Annotated in this window: 14 protein-coding genes; 4 read left to right on the top strand and 10 right to left on the bottom strand. The window is 66.8% G+C overall.

Going from position 1 to position 15186, the window contains the following annotated elements; translation table 11 throughout:
• Window position 1: 1 nt before the first annotated feature.
• Window positions 2–1321, top strand: coding sequence for an ATP-binding protein (locus AC56DV_RS31975; protein WP_496318226.1), 1320 nt, complete (start codon window positions 2–4; stop codon window positions 1319–1321).
• A gap of 2 nt (window positions 1322–1323) precedes the next feature.
• A complete protein-coding gene (locus AC56DV_RS31970) occupies window positions 1324–1890 on the top strand; it encodes a response regulator transcription factor (RefSeq protein WP_496318225.1) in 567 nt (188 codons plus the stop codon).
• A 1-nt stretch (window position 1891) separates the two neighbouring features.
• On the opposite strand, the gene AC56DV_RS31965 is transcribed toward AC56DV_RS31970, so the two are convergent.
• Both AC56DV_RS31965 and AC56DV_RS31960 read right to left on the bottom strand, forming a co-directional pair.
• On the bottom strand, window positions 1892–2389 hold the full coding sequence (locus AC56DV_RS31965; protein WP_496318224.1) for a hypothetical protein: 498 nt from the start codon (window positions 2387–2389) through the stop codon (window positions 1892–1894).
• An 87-nt stretch (window positions 2390–2476) separates the two neighbouring features.
• Window positions 2477–3118, bottom strand: coding sequence for a calcium-binding protein (locus AC56DV_RS31960; RefSeq protein ID WP_496318223.1), 642 nt, complete (start codon window positions 3116–3118; stop codon window positions 2477–2479).
• A gap of 286 nt (window positions 3119–3404) precedes the next feature.
• Here AC56DV_RS31960 and AC56DV_RS31955 point away from each other — a divergent pair, with 286 nt between their 5' ends.
• Window positions 3405–3824 carry a glutaredoxin family protein gene (locus tag AC56DV_RS31955; RefSeq protein ID WP_496318222.1) on the top strand — a complete coding sequence of 140 codons (420 nt, stop codon included), beginning with the start codon at window positions 3405–3407 and terminating at the stop codon, window positions 3822–3824.
• 48 nt (window positions 3825–3872) lie between these two features.
• Window positions 3873–4712 carry an arylamine N-acetyltransferase family protein gene (locus tag AC56DV_RS31950; protein WP_496318221.1) on the top strand — a complete coding sequence of 280 codons (840 nt, stop codon included), beginning with the start codon at window positions 3873–3875 and terminating at the stop codon, window positions 4710–4712.
• 45 nt (window positions 4713–4757) lie between these two features.
• On the opposite strand, the gene AC56DV_RS31945 is transcribed toward AC56DV_RS31950, so the two are convergent.
• From AC56DV_RS31945 to AC56DV_RS31910, 8 genes are all read right to left on the bottom strand, one after another.
• Complete coding sequence (locus AC56DV_RS31945; RefSeq protein WP_496318220.1) at window positions 4758–5525, bottom strand: trypsin-like serine peptidase; 768 nt, start codon at window positions 5523–5525, stop codon at window positions 4758–4760.
• A 41-nt stretch (window positions 5526–5566) separates the two neighbouring features.
• Entirely contained in the window at window positions 5567–5920 is a 354-nt protein-coding gene (locus tag AC56DV_RS31940; RefSeq protein WP_496318219.1) for a hypothetical protein, read from the bottom strand.
• A 270-nt stretch (window positions 5921–6190) separates the two neighbouring features.
• Window positions 6191–8191 (bottom strand): TonB-dependent receptor plug domain-containing protein, encoded by a 2001-nt coding sequence (locus tag AC56DV_RS31935; protein ID WP_496318218.1) that lies wholly within the window; start codon window positions 8189–8191, stop codon window positions 6191–6193.
• Window positions 8192–8438: 247 nt separating this feature from the next.
• Window positions 8439–9293 (bottom strand): citrate synthase family protein, encoded by an 855-nt coding sequence (locus AC56DV_RS31930; protein ID WP_496318217.1) that lies wholly within the window; start codon window positions 9291–9293, stop codon window positions 8439–8441.
• The gene (locus AC56DV_RS31925) at window positions 9293–10144 is read right to left on the bottom strand and encodes a citrate synthase family protein (protein ID WP_496318216.1); all 852 of its coding nucleotides are present in this window, start codon (window positions 10142–10144) and stop codon (window positions 9293–9295) included. The genes AC56DV_RS31930 and AC56DV_RS31925 overlap by 1 nt, the downstream gene beginning before the upstream one ends.
• 11 nt (window positions 10145–10155) lie before the next feature.
• Window positions 10156–10908: an SDR family oxidoreductase gene (locus tag AC56DV_RS31920; protein ID WP_496318215.1), complete on the bottom strand. Its 753-nt coding sequence runs from the start codon at window positions 10906–10908 to the stop codon at window positions 10156–10158.
• Between the two features lie 10 nt (window positions 10909–10918).
• Entirely contained in the window at window positions 10919–12805 is a 1887-nt protein-coding gene (locus AC56DV_RS31915; RefSeq protein ID WP_496318214.1) for a thiamine pyrophosphate-binding protein, read from the bottom strand.
• A gap of 222 nt (window positions 12806–13027) precedes the next feature.
• Window positions 13028–15157 (bottom strand): TonB-dependent receptor plug domain-containing protein, encoded by a 2130-nt coding sequence (locus AC56DV_RS31910; protein WP_496318213.1) that lies wholly within the window; start codon window positions 15155–15157, stop codon window positions 13028–13030.
• Window positions 15158–15186: the final 29 nt, after the last annotated feature.

Raw genomic sequence — 15186 nt, 5'->3', positions numbered from 1 at the left:
CATGTCGGGCCAAATACTTTCGATAGCAAAATTACCTTCCTTCCTGGCCAAGGCCAGCGCGGGTCAGGCGGCGGGACACCAGAACATGCAGCAGCTGATCCAGCTGCGCTGGATCGCCGTGGTCGGCCAGGTGACCACCATCGCGGTGGTGGCCTGGGGCTTCGGCATCAAGCTGCCGCTGGTCTACATGCTGGAAGTGCTGGCCTGCCTGATCGCCTTCAACGTGGCCAGCCAGCTGCGCTGGCACGAGGAATGGGCGGTCTCGAACGCCGAACTGTTCATCGCCATGCTGGTGGACGTGGCCAGCCTCACGGCCCAGCTCTACCTGAGCGGCGGCACCTCCAATCCCTTCGTCTACCTCTACCTGTTGCAGGTGATCCTGAGCGCCGTGCTGCTGGAGGCCTGGTCCACCTGGACCATCGTCGCCATCGCCAGCGCCTGCCTGGCCGGGCTGTCGGTGTGGTCCAAGCCGATCGCGCTGCCGCTGTTCCACGAGCGCGGCTACTTCAGCCTGTACATCCAGGGCATGCTGATCTGCTTCGCGCTGAACGCGGCGCTGCTGGTGGTGTTCATCACCCGCATCATGAGCAATCTGCGGGCCGGCGACGCCATGCTGGCCAGCATGCGCCAGCGCGCCGCCGAGGAAGAGCACATTGTCCGCATGGGCCTGCTCGCCTCGGGCGCCGCGCACGAACTGGGCACGCCGCTGGCGACCTTATCGGTCATACTGGGGGACTGGCGCCGCATGCCGGAATTCAGCAAGAACCCGGAGCTGCTGGAGGAAATCGGCGAAATGCAGGCCCAGCTGGCGCGCTGCAAAGCCATCGTCAGCGGCATTTTGCTGTCGGCGGGCGAGGCGCGCGGCGAATCGTCGGCCCGCACCACCATCAACACCTTCCTTGACGAGCTGGTGGCGGAGTGGCGCGACAGCCGGCCGGTGGCCGCGTTCGAGTACGACAACCGGATTGCCGACATGCCGGTGGTGTTCGACTCGGCGCTGAAGCAAATGATCTGCAACGTGCTGGACAATGCGCTGGAAGCGTCGCCGGAATCGATCCGGCTGGAAGCGACGTGCGAAGACGGGGCGCTGAAGCTGCTGGTCAGCGACAACGGCCCCGGCTTCGCGCCCGAGATCCTGGAACAGTTCGGCAAGCCCTACAATTCAAGCAAGGGCAAGCCGGGCCGTGGCCTGGGCTTGTTCCTGACGGTGAACGTGGCGCGCACCCTGGGCGGCACGGTCACGGCCAGCAACCGCCCCGAAGGCGGCGCCGCCGTGCTGCTGAGCTTGCCGCTCACGGCCATTGCAGTGGAAGAGGAATAGGAATGACCGCAGACGAAGTACAAGAAGAAGTACCAGAAGAAGTCCGCCAGCTCATCATCATCGAAGACGATGCCGCCTTCGCGCGCACGCTCGGCCGTTCGTTCGAGCGGCGCGGCTACCAGGTGCTGCTGGCGGCCAGCCTGGAGGAGGCCGAAGCGCTGCTGGAGGACAATTCGCCCGGCTACGCGGTGGTGGATCTCAAGCTCAAGAACAACACTTCCGGCCTGCTGTGCGTGCAAATGCTGCACGCGCACGACCCGGACATGCTGATCGTGGTGCTGACCGGCTTCGCCAGCATCAACACGGCGGTCGAGGCGATCAAGCTGGGCGCCTGCCAGTACCTGGCCAAGCCGTCCAACACGGACGACATCGAAGCGGCCTTCGCCCACGTGGCCGGCAGTGCGGAAGTGGAAATGACCAACCGTTCCACCTCCATCAAGACGCTGGAATGGGAACGCATCCACGAAGTGCTGGCCGAGACCGACTTCAACATCTCCGAGGCGGCGCGCCGCCTCGGCATGCATCGCCGCACCCTGGCGCGCAAGCTGGAAAAGCAGCGCGTCAAATAGTTTATTCGGCCATGCGTGCGCGGGCCAGCGCCCAGTCCATGTCGCGCACCATCTCGTTCAGGCCGCGCGCCGTTACTTGCGGCAAGGCCGGCTCCAGCAGCGGCGCGGGCGCTTTCACCGGGCCTTGCGCGTACACCACTTCGCCCTTGATCGCCTTGGAAAGCTCGGCCAGCCGCGTCTGCGCCAGCGCCAGGCCCTCGCCATCCTCCGTCAGCTTGAGGTTGAGGTTCTGCTGGGTGCTGGCACTGCCCGACGCATACACGGTGGCCAGAACCTGGCCGTTCGAGACGATTTGCGCATAGACAGGGTCCGGGTTGTTCTGCGCATGGCGGACGGCAGCGGCTTCGCGAGCCTGCATCTGCTCGTCGCGCAGTTTTAATTCTGCTATTTGTTCTGCGCTGGCGGGAATAACGAAGCCTGGTTTCTTTTGCGCCAACTCGGCGATGGACGTGACACTGCCTTGCACGCGGTAAGGACTGGCGGAATCGATGCGGGACATGTGGTCGCCTCCTGGATTAACTACGGTTTAAATAGCGTCTTAAAACAAACGGCGCCGGCGGAAATAAATGCCGGCGCTTGGCCTGATTTAAATCAGCTGCATCAGGTCAACCCACTGATTGTCGGCAGTGTACACCCATTCAATGAAAGTGTTGGCGTCGCCGGCATAGAAATCCTGGATAATCACGCCGTCATCCATCACGCCGTCGGCAAAATCGGCGGTGCTGCCCAGCCACAGCTCATTCGTGCCGGCCGGGCGGTAAGCGGCCAGCTGGGCCAGGGTAATGCCGGTGAACTGGAGAACGTCCGAACCGCCGCCATAGCCCGGGTTCAGCGCTTCGGAAGCGCCGTCGTTGATGGTGTCGACGCCGCTGTTCAGGGTGTGGACATACAGGTCGTCGCCCAGCCCGCCGTGCATGCGGTCATTGCCGGCACCGCCGTTCAGCACGTCCGAACCGGCATCTACGCTGCCGCCGTGGATAAAGTCGTCGCCGTCGCCGCCGTACAGGGTGTCGCTGCCGGCCTGGCCGACCAGAGTATCGTCGCCGGCATAGCCGTAGAGAATATCGTCGCCCGTGCCACCTTGAATAATGTCGACATAGGAGCTGCCATAGACCGTGTCATTGCCGCCCAGTGCATTATATCCGTGTGCGGTGGCCGGATAAACCGGGGCGCCGAAGGTGCTCATGTAAAAAGTGTCGGCCGAGTTGGTTCCAGTGCCAGATGCCATGTTTTATCCTGTCGGTTAAATTGTTGGAATTAATGCGCTTATTAATCAAGCGGATGAATATTGACGCAAGGAATTATTGCCTGTCAATATATTTTTATATTGATAATTAATAGTTTATTGCAAGCCGCCCACGCTCCCACCTGGCGGCGTTTCCCTTGCCTTGCAGACGCGCGAACTGGTTCGCCGGCAGGCGCAGGTTCGCCTGTTCGCGACGCAAGTAGGTGCGGGCCGGCGATTACGCGGGAAAGTAAGACACTTCGGGCAAAAGTTGAGATAACATAAAGGGATGAAAGACATCGAATACACCTTTTGCCCGAAGGCCAGCAAGGTGCCTTGGTTCGCAGTGGCGGCTGCATGCTTGCTGCTGGCTTTCATATTCTTTGGCGGTGTCGGCAAGTTGCGCAACCTGGCGAGCAATGAAGTCTCGCCCGCGCAGATCGCCGCTCTGGCCGGGCAGGTGCGGCCGGGCGAGGTGACGATGTACACCACAGACGGCTGCCTGTACTGCAACTTGGCCACGAAATGGCTGACGCAGCGCAGCTTCGCCTACACCGAGTGCAATATCAGCGCCAGCGGCGCGTGCGCCAGGGCCTTCAAGGCCTACGGCGCCAGGGGCACGCCCTTCCTGGTGGTGCGCGGCGAGCAGATGCGCGAAGGCTTCCAGCCCGACGTGTTCCTGAACATACTGCGCCAGCGGCCGGGCTGACCGGAAAGTGCTATCCTTTTCGCCATATTGTTAAATGGAGCGAAATCGATGCAACAGTTCCTGGATTCCTACTGCGCGCGCATAGGCTACACCGGCGAGCGCGCGCCCACGCTGGGCGCGCTGCGTGCCTTGCAGCAACTGCACCCGGCCGCCATCCCCTTTGAAGCCCTCGACCCGCTGCTGCACCTGCCGGTGGACCTGGCGCCGCAGGCGGTGGACGCCAAGCTGATCGCGGCCGGGCGCGGTGGCTATTGCTTCGAGCAGAACAGCCTGTTCCAGCGGGTGCTGGAAGCCATGGGTTTCAGCGTGGAGGGCTTGATTGCGCAGGTGCGCTGGCAGCTCGGCCCGGAAGCGGCGCTGCGGCCGCGCACGCACATGGTGCTGCGGGTGACCATCGACGGCACGCCGTGGCTGGCCGACGTCGGCTTCGGCAGCTGCGTGCTGACGGCGCCGGTGCGCTTCGATCTGGCCGGGCCGCAGGAAACGCCGCACGAGCGCTTCCGCCTGAGCGCGGCCGGCAACGAGCAGTTGCTGGAAGTGGAGATCGGCGCTGGCGACGGCGCCGCGTGGCAGCCGGTGTACCGGATCTCACCGGCGCTGCAGACGGCGGGCGACTACGACATGGCCAACTATTACACGGCCACGCACCCGGATTCGCATTTCCGGCACAAGCTGATCGTGGCGCGCACCACGCCGCAGGCGCGCTACGCGCTGCTGCAGAACCGCCTCAGCATACGCGGCGGCGATGGCAGCCTCGCGCGCAGCTATCTCGACGCGGATGGACTCGAGCAGGCGCTGCGCGAGCTGTTCCTGCTGCCAGTGGCGCCGGCCTGGCGGCCGGTGCTGGAAGCGGCTGCCGCCACCGCCTGGGACGACGCCGCGCGCTGAGCCGGCGGGGGCCGGGGCCTGAGGCGAGCGCCCGGGGCGGCGCCGTCAGCAGCCTTGCGCGGTGCACAGCGCGGCGATATTGCCGCTGGTGAAGCGCGGGCCGTTGAAGGTCTGGCCGAAGGTGCCGGTGCAAGTGGTGCCGTCGTAGCCGTGCACCACGGAGTCGACGTGGTTGCCGCCCCGGTAGTCGCGCAGCCATGGCCCGCCGCTGGAACCGAAGGTCATCGAGCAGCCGGTGTTGAGTACCGAGGTGCCGCCGCAGCTGCCGCTGGGGTTGAAGCTCTCCGAGGCGCACAGCTGCAGCGTGTGGCCGCCGCCCAGGTTGCCCGGATAGCCGAGCGCGTGCTGGCTGAGCACGCTGCCGTAATTCCACGAGCGCCCCAGCCAGCCGGTGTAGTAGGTGACGCCGCGCCCGGCCGAGTCGTTCTGCAGCGCGATCAGGCACACGTCGGACGCCACGTCGCCGTTGTTGATCCAGCTGGTGAGGATGCGCGCCTGCGACCAGGTGAACACGCCGAACGGCGCGTTGCCGCTGTTGTAGGCCGGCGCGAAGGCCCAGCCGCCGATCCAGTTGTTGGTGGAGCGATTGTAGCAGCAGTGCGCGGCCGTGACGATGATGTTGTTGCCGCTGATGACGGAGGCGGAGCAGCTGCCGGCGTTGGTGAACAGCTTGCCGATCGCGCGCGGCGTATTGCTGTTGTTGGTTTCCTGGTATTGCGTGAAGATGTCGGCCGTGGCCTGCGCCGGCCCGGCGAGCGCGAACGCGGCAATCCCGGCCAGCGCCGCGAACGCCATGATGGTGTGCTTGTCCATATCAGATCTCCCTGTCGAGTTTGGCTTGGCGTGCGATGGGCTTAGCGCTGATTCCGGTCGGGCGCTTTCCAGTCGTCCGGGTGCAGGCGCCGGGCCTCCTCGTCGGCTTTGGGATCGGGCGCGCCGCCTTCGGCGTGCTCGGTCTTGGCGCCGGCCAGCGCTTTTTTCTCCGCCGCCGTCTGGGCCTTGCGCTTGGGTTTGCCCTTGGTGGCGTTCCAGTCCAGCGGCTTGGCGTTCAGCCTTTCCTCGCGCGTCTGGTAGGACGGCTCGGCCAGGGCGCGGGCCGGGTCGGTGTCGCGCTTGATGCTGGTGGTGGGGTCTTGCGGCGCTGCGAGGGCGGGGCCGGCCATGAACAGGGCGGTCAGGGCAGCGAGGGATGATGATGTCGTCGACATATACGCCTCCTTTAGGTGAAGCGGGCGGTCCGGCCCCGCTTGCTAAGGTTCAGCGTACGCCGTTGTGGCGGATATTCAATCGTTTGTCTCGGTCGGATTGACGCAGGTCATGGCGCGTCCAGTTCGCCGATGGCCGCCTTCAGCGCCTCGAAGGTGTCACGGCGCACCGTGCGCGACAAACGGCAGCGCAAACTGGCAACGTTTGGGATGGCCGCACAGGCGGTCGCTGATCCGGCCGCGGCAGGCCGCCGGATCAGGGGCAGGGGAGGCTTACAGCTTGTAGCTGGCCTGCAGCGAGAAGCTGCGGCCGGCCAGCGGCAGGTCGAACGGCAGCGCCAGGCCCGGCGCCAGGGTGGGTTCACGGGCGTCGGCGTCGAACAGGTTGCGCACGGCGGCCGAGAAGTTCCAGTGATTCTTGCCGCGCCGGGTGGACAAGGTCAGGTCCAGCGTGTGGTAGTTGTCGATGGGCTTGCGCAGGTCGCCGGCGGCGCGCTTGCGGTCGGCCACCCAGTTCAGCTGCGGCGACAGGGTGTAGCCGCCGGCAAACTGCCAGTCGGCGCGGGCGAACACGTGGTGGTGCGGCGCGTAGCCGGCGTCGGTGTCGGTGGCCTTGTCGACCGAGCGCTGCCAGGCGTAGTTGCCCACCACGCGCAGTTCGCGGTTCACATTCCAGTTGCCTTCCAGTTCCAGGCCGTGGCCCACCTGGCTGCCGGTGTTGGCAAAGGTGGAGCCGGTGCCGGCCACCGCATTGGGCACCAGGCGGATGATGTTGCCCATGGCGTAGCGGTACAGGGTCAGGTTGACCTGCGCGTCGGACTGGGCTTGCCAGGAGAAGGCGGCCTCCAGCGTGCGGTCGGTCTCGGGTTTTAGGTTTGCGTTGCCGCGCGCAACCGGGTTGGCCAGGCTGTACGCTTCGTTAAAGGACGGTGCGCGGAAGGCGCGGCCGTACAGCAGCTTGGCGGTCAGGTCGAACGTGGCATCCCATACCAGCGCCATGCGCGGGTTGGTGGCGCCGCCGAAATCGGAATAACGGTCGTGGCGCACGCCGGCGGTCAGGGTCCAGTCGGTGGCCATGCGCCATTCGTCCTGCGCGTAAATATAGTCGATGCGGCGGAGATGAGGACGCATGAAGGGGTTGCTTTCGCTGAAGTCGGCCAGCGCTGGCAGCGGTACCGGCGTACCGTTCGCCGTGTACGTGAAGTTGCGCCGCTCCTGCGTGCGGTAGAGGTCCAGCTCGTCGTGGCCCACGCCGATGCGCACGTGATGGCCGGTAAAGCCGCTGTAGTCGGCGTAGCCGGTCAGGCGGGTGGCGCGCTCCCAGGTTTCGGGCGCGCCTATCATTCCGTTGGGGAATGCCCCGGTGGGGAAGCGCGTGCCGGGCGGCAGCAGTACATAACCCTTGAGTTCCTGCACGTACGACTGCGTGCTGATACTCACGCCCAGGCCCCAATCGCGCGTGAACTGTGGGTTGGCCCAGGCCAGGCTGGTGTTGATGCGTTCGCTGCGGCCTGTGCCGACCGGGTCGAGCGCGGAGGCGATGCCGGCTCCGCTGCCTTGCTTGTCGCGCAGCTTGTAGCCGAAGCGTGCGCGCCATTGGCCATAGGTCGCTTCCAGGTTCAGATCGACTGCATCGCCGCCCACATTGACGCCGCCGGGCGCCAGGCTTGCGCGGGTGCCGAGCAGCGTGTCGTTGCGGGTTTGGGCGTCGGCTTCGATGATTCGGTGCTGCCCGTCGGTGGTGCCGGTGCGCAGGAAGGCGGCGACCTCGACCGGGCCGACTTTGCCGCCGTGCTGTACCCAGGCGTCGCGCGACTGGAAGGAGCCAAGCCGCGCACCGACCTCGGTGCCGGCCGCTTCGGCCGGGCCCTTGGTGATGATGTTGATGACGCCGGAGAACGCGTCCGATCCGTACAGCGCGGAGCCCGGACCACGGATGATTTCAATGCGCGAAATGTGTTCTACCGGGAAGCTGCCCCAAACATTGCCTTTGTTGCCGATGTAGAGCGTGGTGACCGGCACGCCGTTCTGCAGCACCAGCACTTGCGGCGCGTACTGGCTGAACACGCCGCGCATGATGTACAGCGGCGTATAGCTGTTGGGGCTGCGCGAAATGTGCAGGCCCGCCACGGTTTCCAGCACGTGGTCGAGGTCGGTTGCGCCCATGGCGGCGATGTCGGCCGCCGTCACGACCGAGGCCACGGCCGGCGCGCGGCGCAGCGACTGCAGGTTGCCGGTGGCGATGCTGACGCTGTCGGCGTCGCCGTAGACCATAGTCAGTTCGTCCTCTTCGCTACTGGGGCCTGCTTGGGCATGCGCCTGGGATTGGGCCGCCAGGGCAGGCAGGGCCAGGGCCACTGCCAGCCAGCAACGGGATAGGCGGGACGATAAGCGGGATGCGCGCACAGACTTCAAATCCAATCTCCAGATTGTGATATTTTTCCCATTGTAGCGTGGCACTCTTTCCTCATGGGACAAAACAGCAAGAACTGTTGCAAGCTTGCAGCTTGCAAGTAGACCACTAGGCCGCTGCTTGCATCCGCTCCGGTTTCCAGGCGCGCGGCGCCGGTCCCGTATAGTCGACCGCGCTGCACGGCGTGGCGAACAGCACCCGTTCCGGCTTTTCGGCCGCTTCCACCACGCACGGCGCCATGCCGGCGATGAAGATCGGCATGCGCAGCAGTTGCAGCTCGCGCACCGACATGCCCATGTCGGCGATGATGGCCGCGTGCAGGCCCGAATAGTTCATGTGCAGTTGCCCGTAACGGCTCAGCAGCACCTGCTCCACCTGCCAGGCCAGCGCCAGGTGCGGGCCGTTGTGCAAGCCGAGGCGCTCGGCCAGCGCCATGATAAAGGGAATCCGCTCGTCGTGGGAGTTGATCGGACGGCCAAAACCGTAGATCTTGCTGCGTTCGGTCTCGGCCCACACCACGTCGGCCAGCGGCGCGCCGGCCTGCACCTGGCGCAGGGCGTTCTGCAGGAAAGTCATGCACAGCATGGTGGCCTGCCCGCCGTAGGTGGTCGCCTCCGATACCGCCATGCCGGCCACGATGCCCAGCGAGGCGCTGCTGCGCGCGCTGCCCGCCAGCGCCGCCACGCGGTTGTTCCACAGGCGCGCGTCCGGATAGGAGGTGTGGGTCCACATCGCCTGCACCAATTCGGCCTGGGCTTCGGTAAGGTGGCGGCCGGTGATGCCGTAGGCATACAGCTGCACCCACTGCAGGTCGCACAGTTCGCGGTGCAGGTCGTGGCCGCGGAACACCGCGTGGCTGCCGGGGAAGGCGGCGCCGACCTTGGTATGCAGCTGGCCGGCGTGGTGCTGCAGCAGCGCCGGGCCGCTCAGCACTTCATTAATGTGGCTGTGATTGCGCGGCATTATGCGGCCTCCCTCAGGGCTGGGGCTGCGGGCACCGGCGGCGTGGCGGCCGGGTCGAGCTCCAGTTTGTAGAACGGGAACTGCTTGAAGCCGACCGCCTTCTGTTCCAGCGCGTGGGCGGCGGCGCCGGGCAGGCGCAGCAGCAGGTACAGCATTTCGCCCTCGTCCGGGCTGAAGCCCAGGTCGCCGAACACGCAGGCGGCCACGCCGCACATGGCCAGCGGCAGGCCGGCGGCGGTGCGGGCCTGCTCCAGGCCGGCGTGCAGCCAAGCCGTTTGCGGTCCCGCGCCCATGCGGTCCAGCGCGGCGAGCAGCTGGCGCACCGGCAGCGGCGTGGAGACGCCGTGCGGATCGAAGCCGGGAAGATGGGCTTGCTCCGGCCAGACGTCGACCGGATCGTTGGCGCTGGCGGCGTGGTGGGCGCGCCATGCGTCCAGATCGGCGCCGCAGCGGCGCCACATGGTCATGGCGTCGTGCACCTCGCGCGCGCCGCCGGAGCGGCCGGCGCCCACGGCCAGCGCGGCCATCAGGGACGAGGCGGCGGTCGAGCCGCCCGCGCCGCCGCACATGGCGGCGTGCACCGAGCCGTCGCGCGGACCAGGATTGGCCAGCGCCACGGCCAGCGCCTCCAGGATGTCCAGTTCCGCGCCGGCCGGCAGTTCGCTGCGCAGCAGCAGCCACAGCATCTCTATCCAGCGCGCCTGGCCGGCCATGGCGCCATAGACGTCGTAGCCGCGGCAATAGGCGGCGCGGGTGGCGAAGGGATTATCCGCCTCCGGCACTTCCTGCCAAATGGTGGTGTGGATCAGGTCTTTGGGCGAAGGCACAGCGGCCTTTTGATGGGTAGTCAAGTCGTTCTCCCTCACAGCAGACTCATGCCGCCGTCGACCACGATCTCGTCGCCCACCATATAGGACGAGTCGTCGCAGGCCAGGAACAGCGCGGCCTTGGCCACTTCATCCGCCGTGCCGAAGCGGCGGCTGGGCGATTTCTCGGCGATGGCCTGCTTCTTTGCGGCCGCCACTTCGGGCGGCAGGCCCAGGCGGTCGAACATGGGCGTGGCGATCGGTCCGGGGCTGATGGCGTTCACGCGGATGCGGCGCCCCACCAGTTCGAGTGCCAGCGACTTCACCAGCGAACGCAGGCCGGCCTTGGCGGCGCCGTACACGCTGAACATCGGCGAGCCGAGTTGGTTCGTGATGGAAGTGGTCACGATGATGCTGCCGCCGCCCGCGCCGAACAGGGGCAGCGCTTTCTGTATGGTGAAGAACACGCCTTTCAGGTTGACGCCGATCTGCTCGTCGAAGGCGGCTTCGCTGGTGTGTTCGATCGGTGCCGGTTTGGCGACGCCGGCGTTGATGAACAGCACGTCCAAGCGGCCGTAGTGCGCGCGGACCCGCGCCATCACATCATCGATGGCGGCCAACTGGCCGGCATCGCTGCGTATCAGCAGGGCCTTGCCGCCCAGTGCGGCACCGGCCTGCTCGAGCGCTTGCTCGTCGCGTCCGGTAATGGCCACTTGCGCTCCCTGGGCCTGGAACAGCTGCGCGCTGGCCAGGCCGATGCCGCTGCTGCCGCCGGTAATTAGGACGATTTTGTCTTGTAGTTTTTGCATGGCGTCCTCCTTATTGTCCATCGTCCATCAGCACGCGCAGGCGGCTGCCCATGGGGGGCACTTCCTCCGGGTCGATGTAGACGTCCAGCAGGGTCGGGCCAGGGTAGTTGCAGATGCCTTTGATATCCAGCGCCTGCAGGTCCTTGGCCGAACGGATGGTGTGGCCGCGGCCGCCCAGCGCGCGCGACAGGGCGGCGAAATCGGTGGGCGGCAGTTCGTAGCCGATCTGCTCGGCGCCGCCGAGACGCTGGCCGTGCTTGACCATGCCCAGCGCGCGGTCGTTGAGGACCACGAAAATCACGCACTGCTGCTCGGCCACGGCCACCGACAATTCCTGGCCGCTCATCAGCATGCTGCCGTCGCCGGTGATGCACACCACCGGCGCGTGCGGGTTGCCGGCCGCCGTGCCGATGGCCGCGCCGATGGCCCAGCCCATGGGGGCGAAGTGGCTGGTCAGGCGCAGCCAGCCGCCGGTGCTGCGGCGCTTGCCCAGGTCGCGCGGGCGTTCGCCGTCGGCGCTGCGGCGCTCACCCATGCGGCGGTCCTGCGGCTGCAGGTAGTGCGCGGCCCAGGCGATGCTGTTGCCGGCGTCGGCCAGGAAGCGGGTGCTGTGCGGGAACAGGTCGCCCAGCTCCTTCATCAGGCGCTGCGGCTTGATCGGGCTGGCGTCGCTGAAGTAGGCGTGCGGCGCTTCCAGCATGTCCGAGGTGCGCCAGGCCTTGAAGGACAGCTCGCGCATGGCGCGGCGGTGCGCCGTGGCCTGCTCGTCCTGCGGATTTTCCTGCTGGATGTGGCCGACCAGGCGGTCGAACACCAGGCCCAGGCTGCCGCGCAGGTGCAGGCGCGCCATCGGCGTGCGCGCCAGGTGCTCTTCCGATTCGTCGATGTGGACCAGGCGGTTGTTCAGCAGGCTCTCGCACCAGCCGCCGGTGTTCCATTCGCCCATGCTGGTGCCGGCGGCCATGATCAAGTCCACCGACGGATCGCGCAGGGCCGCTTCGGCCGTGGCGTGGCCGCCGAAGCCGAACACGCCGCGGTACAGCGGGTGCTGCGGACTGACCAGGCCCTTGGCGTCCGGCGTGGTGACGAAGGTGGCGCCCTTCAGGGTGGCGAACTGCAGGATGGAATGGATCGACTCGCCGCAGCCGGAACCGACCAGCACCACCACGTTGCGGGCGCGCGCCAGCAGGGCGCGCAGGCGCTCGACGCCGGCTTCGTCCATCAGGGCGGCCGGCTCCAGCAGGCTGTTCATGTCGTAGCTCGGCACCCGCACATTGCTGGGGGCGCGGAACACGTCGACCGGCACGCTCAGGTGCACCGGGCCGGACGGCGCGCGGCTTGCATGCTGCAATGCGGTAATCAGCTTCCATTCCAGCTGCATGGGATGGGACACCAGGGAGTTGTAGCGGGTGCAGTGGCGGAACATGCCCAGCACGTCGATGCCGGTGCAGGACGACTCCTGCAGCGTGTGCTTGCCGAACGAGGGCAGGGCCGGCTGGCCGGAAATCACCAGCATCGGCACGCCGTTGGCGTAGGCGGTGGCGACGGCGGTCAGCATATTGGTGGCGCCGGGGCCGGAGGTGGCCACGCAGACGCCGAGCTTGCCGGTCTCGCGGGCATAGCCGTCGGCCATGAAGGCGGCGCCGGCTTCGTGGCGCGCCACGATATGGCTCAGATTGCCGCCCCTGCGCTGGTTGCGGGCGATCGCGTCGTACAGGGGTTCGATGGCGCCGCCGGGCACGCCGAACACATAATCGACACCCATTTGTTCCAGGTAGGCGACCAGCAGGTCGGCCATGTCCATGGCCTTGGCGGCGGTATTGGCGGTTTTGGCGATCTTGCCAGGGGCGGCAGGACGTGACTTCTCCTGTCGTTCATAGTCGACATTGTCAAACATATAAGCTCCTCAATATGGGCGAATCGGCTTCTCCGATAAGCCGATATTAACTAGCAGTTTTGCAACATTGTGTTCCGAAAGGCAATAAATGTTGCAGCGCGAGATAATAGCTTAAAAAGCAGGCAATGTGTGAGTTTTGGAGAGAATTAGTGAAAATATTCTATTGCCCCTTTCGTAAGAAGGGTTGCTGCAGTGGAATTGCGGGCGGAACTGCAAGCGGAATTACAGCGTGAACAAGGCGCGCACGTGGAGGGCGCGCGGCGCCATCGGCAAGTCGTTCGGGATGGCGCCGGGCGCGAGGCTGGGCTCGCGCACGTCGGCGTTGAAGGCGTTGCGCAGCGCGAACGACAGTTCGCAGCGCGGCAGCAGGCGGCCGGTGCTGAAGGCCAGGTCGAAGGTGGTGTAGTCCGGCACGGCGGGACGCGTGTCGCCGGGCGCGCGGCTGCGCCTCTCCACCCGGTTCAGCTGCGGGCTGAAGACGCCGAGGCCGGGCAGGCGCAGGTCGGCGCGGGCATGCAGGTGGTGGCGCGGGGCATAGCCGGCGTCGCGCCCGGTGGCGGCGTCGATCGAGCGCTGCCAAGCGTAGCTGCCGGTGACCTGCACCATGCGCGACGCTTCCCACACCGCTTCCAGTTCCAGTCCCTTGCCGCGCTGGTTGCCGGTGTTGCGGAACATGGCGCCGGTGCCGGCTTGCTGGTTCGGCACGCTGCGGATGATGTGCTGCATGGCATGGCGGTACAGGTTCAGGTTCAGCTGCAGCCGCTGGCTGGCCTGCCAGGCCAGCGCCGCTTCCAGCGTACCGATGCGCTCCGGCTGCAAGTCCGGGTTGCCGCGCTGGACCGGGTTGTTGATGCCGTATTCCTCGTTGAAGGAGGGCGCGCGGAAGGCGCGGCCGTACAGCAGCTTGGCGGTCAGGTCCAGCGCCGCGTCCCACACCACGGCCACGCGCGGATTGGTGGTGCCGCCGAAATCGGAATAGCGGTCGTGGCGCACGCCGGCCGTCAAGGTCCAGTCGCGCGCGAACTGCCATTCGTCCTGCAGGTTGAGGTAGCTCACCATGCGCCGCTGCGGCAGCAGGAAGGGCTGGATCTGCGAGTAGTCGATCACCGGGCCGGTGGGCACCGGCACCCCGGCCGGGTTGAAGATGTAGTTCTTGAAGGTGGCGGTGTGGTACATGTCCAGGTCGTCATGCCCGACGCCGATGCGCAGCTTGTGGCCGGTCCAGCCGTGGTACAGCGCGTACGCCGACAGGCGCAGCTGGCGCTCGGAGGTGTCCGGGTGGCCGATGAAGCCGTCCGGGAACAGGCCGGTCGGAAAGCGCGTGCCTGGCGGCGACAGCCGCAGGTCGGTGGTGATGCGCTGCTTGAACTGCAGCACGCTGGCGGTGGCGCCCACGCTCCAGTCGGCGGAAAAATCGGGGTCGGTCCAGCCCAGCTCGGCGTGCATGCGCTCGCCGCGCCCCTTGCCCACCGGGTCCAGCGACGAGGCCACGCCGGCCCCGGTGCCGAGGTTGGCGCGCAGCAGGTAGCCGGCCCGCAGGCGCCATTGCGGCCACTGCGGCAGCGCCAGGTCGAGATGGGCGTCCACCGCGTCGTAGCCGGTGTTGACCGGCCCCGGCGCCAGCGAGGCGTGGGTTCCAAAAAGCTTGTCGCGCGCGCTTTGTGCGTCGGCCGTGACCAGCGAGCGGAAGCCGTCCGTGCTGCCCAGGCGCAGGTAGGCCGCCACTTCCAGCGCTCCCAGCTTGCCGCCGTGCTGCACCCAGGCCTCGCGCGTGCGGAAGGAGCCGCCGCCGGCGGCCATCTGCGTGCCGGGCGTGTCGGCCGCGCCCTTGGTGATGAGGTTGATCACGCCGCTGTAGGCGTCGGCGCCGTACAGCGCCGAGCCGGGGCCGCGGATGATTTCGATGCGGGCGATATGGTCGACCGGAAAGCCGCCCCACAGCGTGCCCCGGCTGCCGGTGAGCAGCGTGGTCATCGGCACGCCGTTCTGCAGCATCAGCATTTGCGGGTTGTTCACGCTGTAGATGCCGCGCGCGATGTACAGCGGCTCGTAGTTGATGGCCGAGCGCGACACATGCATGCCGGGCACGGTTTCCAGCACCTGGTCCAGGTCGGTCGCGCCCATGGCGGCGATGTCGGCGGCCGTGATCACGGTGGCCACGGCCGGCGCCCGGCGCAGCGGCTGCGCGCTGCCGGTGGCGATGCTGACGGAGGCCTTGTCGCCGTACACCAGCGCCAGTTCATCCTCCTCGCTCAGGTCCGGCGGGCCGGCGGACGCCGCGGTGGAAGCGGAGAGCGCCGCCAGCGGCTGGATGGCGAGCAGGATCGCGGACAGGCAAGTGGACAAACGCATGGCGGGCCTCTGGGGTCGGATGGGGGCGG

This window comes from Massilia sp. BGA-UO-ETr-WB1 (genome assembly GCF_059567845.1).
The sequence above is the reverse complement of the archived record's forward strand: the minus strand, read 5'-3'. Positions and strand labels throughout refer to the sequence as shown.

Excerpts from the sequence above, each read along its gene's own strand:
- AC56DV_RS31975 (WP_496318226.1), top strand. The coding sequence starts at position 2 with ATGTCGGGCCAAATACTTTCGATAGCAAAATTACCTTCCTTCCTGGCC.
- AC56DV_RS31970 (WP_496318225.1), top strand. The coding sequence starts at position 1,324 with ATGACCGCAGACGAAGTACAAGAAGAAGTACCAGAAGAAGTCCGCCAG.
- AC56DV_RS31965 (WP_496318224.1), bottom strand. The coding sequence starts at position 2,389 with ATGTCCCGCATCGATTCCGCCAGTCCTTACCGCGTGCAAGGCAGTGTC.
- AC56DV_RS31960 (WP_496318223.1), bottom strand. The coding sequence starts at position 3,118 with ATGGCATCTGGCACTGGAACCAACTCGGCCGACACTTTTTACATGAGC.
- AC56DV_RS31955 (WP_496318222.1), top strand. The coding sequence starts at position 3,405 with ATGAAAGACATCGAATACACCTTTTGCCCGAAGGCCAGCAAGGTGCCT.
- AC56DV_RS31950 (WP_496318221.1), top strand. The coding sequence starts at position 3,873 with ATGCAACAGTTCCTGGATTCCTACTGCGCGCGCATAGGCTACACCGGC.
- AC56DV_RS31945 (WP_496318220.1), bottom strand. The coding sequence starts at position 5,525 with ATGGACAAGCACACCATCATGGCGTTCGCGGCGCTGGCCGGGATTGCC.
- AC56DV_RS31940 (WP_496318219.1), bottom strand. The coding sequence starts at position 5,920 with ATGTCGACGACATCATCATCCCTCGCTGCCCTGACCGCCCTGTTCATG.
- AC56DV_RS31935 (WP_496318218.1), bottom strand. The coding sequence starts at position 8,191 with ATGGTCTACGGCGACGCCGACAGCGTCAGCATCGCCACCGGCAACCTG.
- AC56DV_RS31930 (WP_496318217.1), bottom strand. The coding sequence starts at position 9,293 with ATGCCGCGCAATCACAGCCACATTAATGAAGTGCTGAGCGGCCCGGCG.
- AC56DV_RS31920 (WP_496318215.1), bottom strand. The coding sequence starts at position 10,908 with ATGCAAAAACTACAAGACAAAATCGTCCTAATTACCGGCGGCAGCAGC.
- AC56DV_RS31915 (WP_496318214.1), bottom strand. The coding sequence starts at position 12,805 with ATGTTTGACAATGTCGACTATGAACGACAGGAGAAGTCACGTCCTGCC.
- AC56DV_RS31910 (WP_496318213.1), bottom strand. The coding sequence starts at position 15,157 with ATGCGTTTGTCCACTTGCCTGTCCGCGATCCTGCTCGCCATCCAGCCG.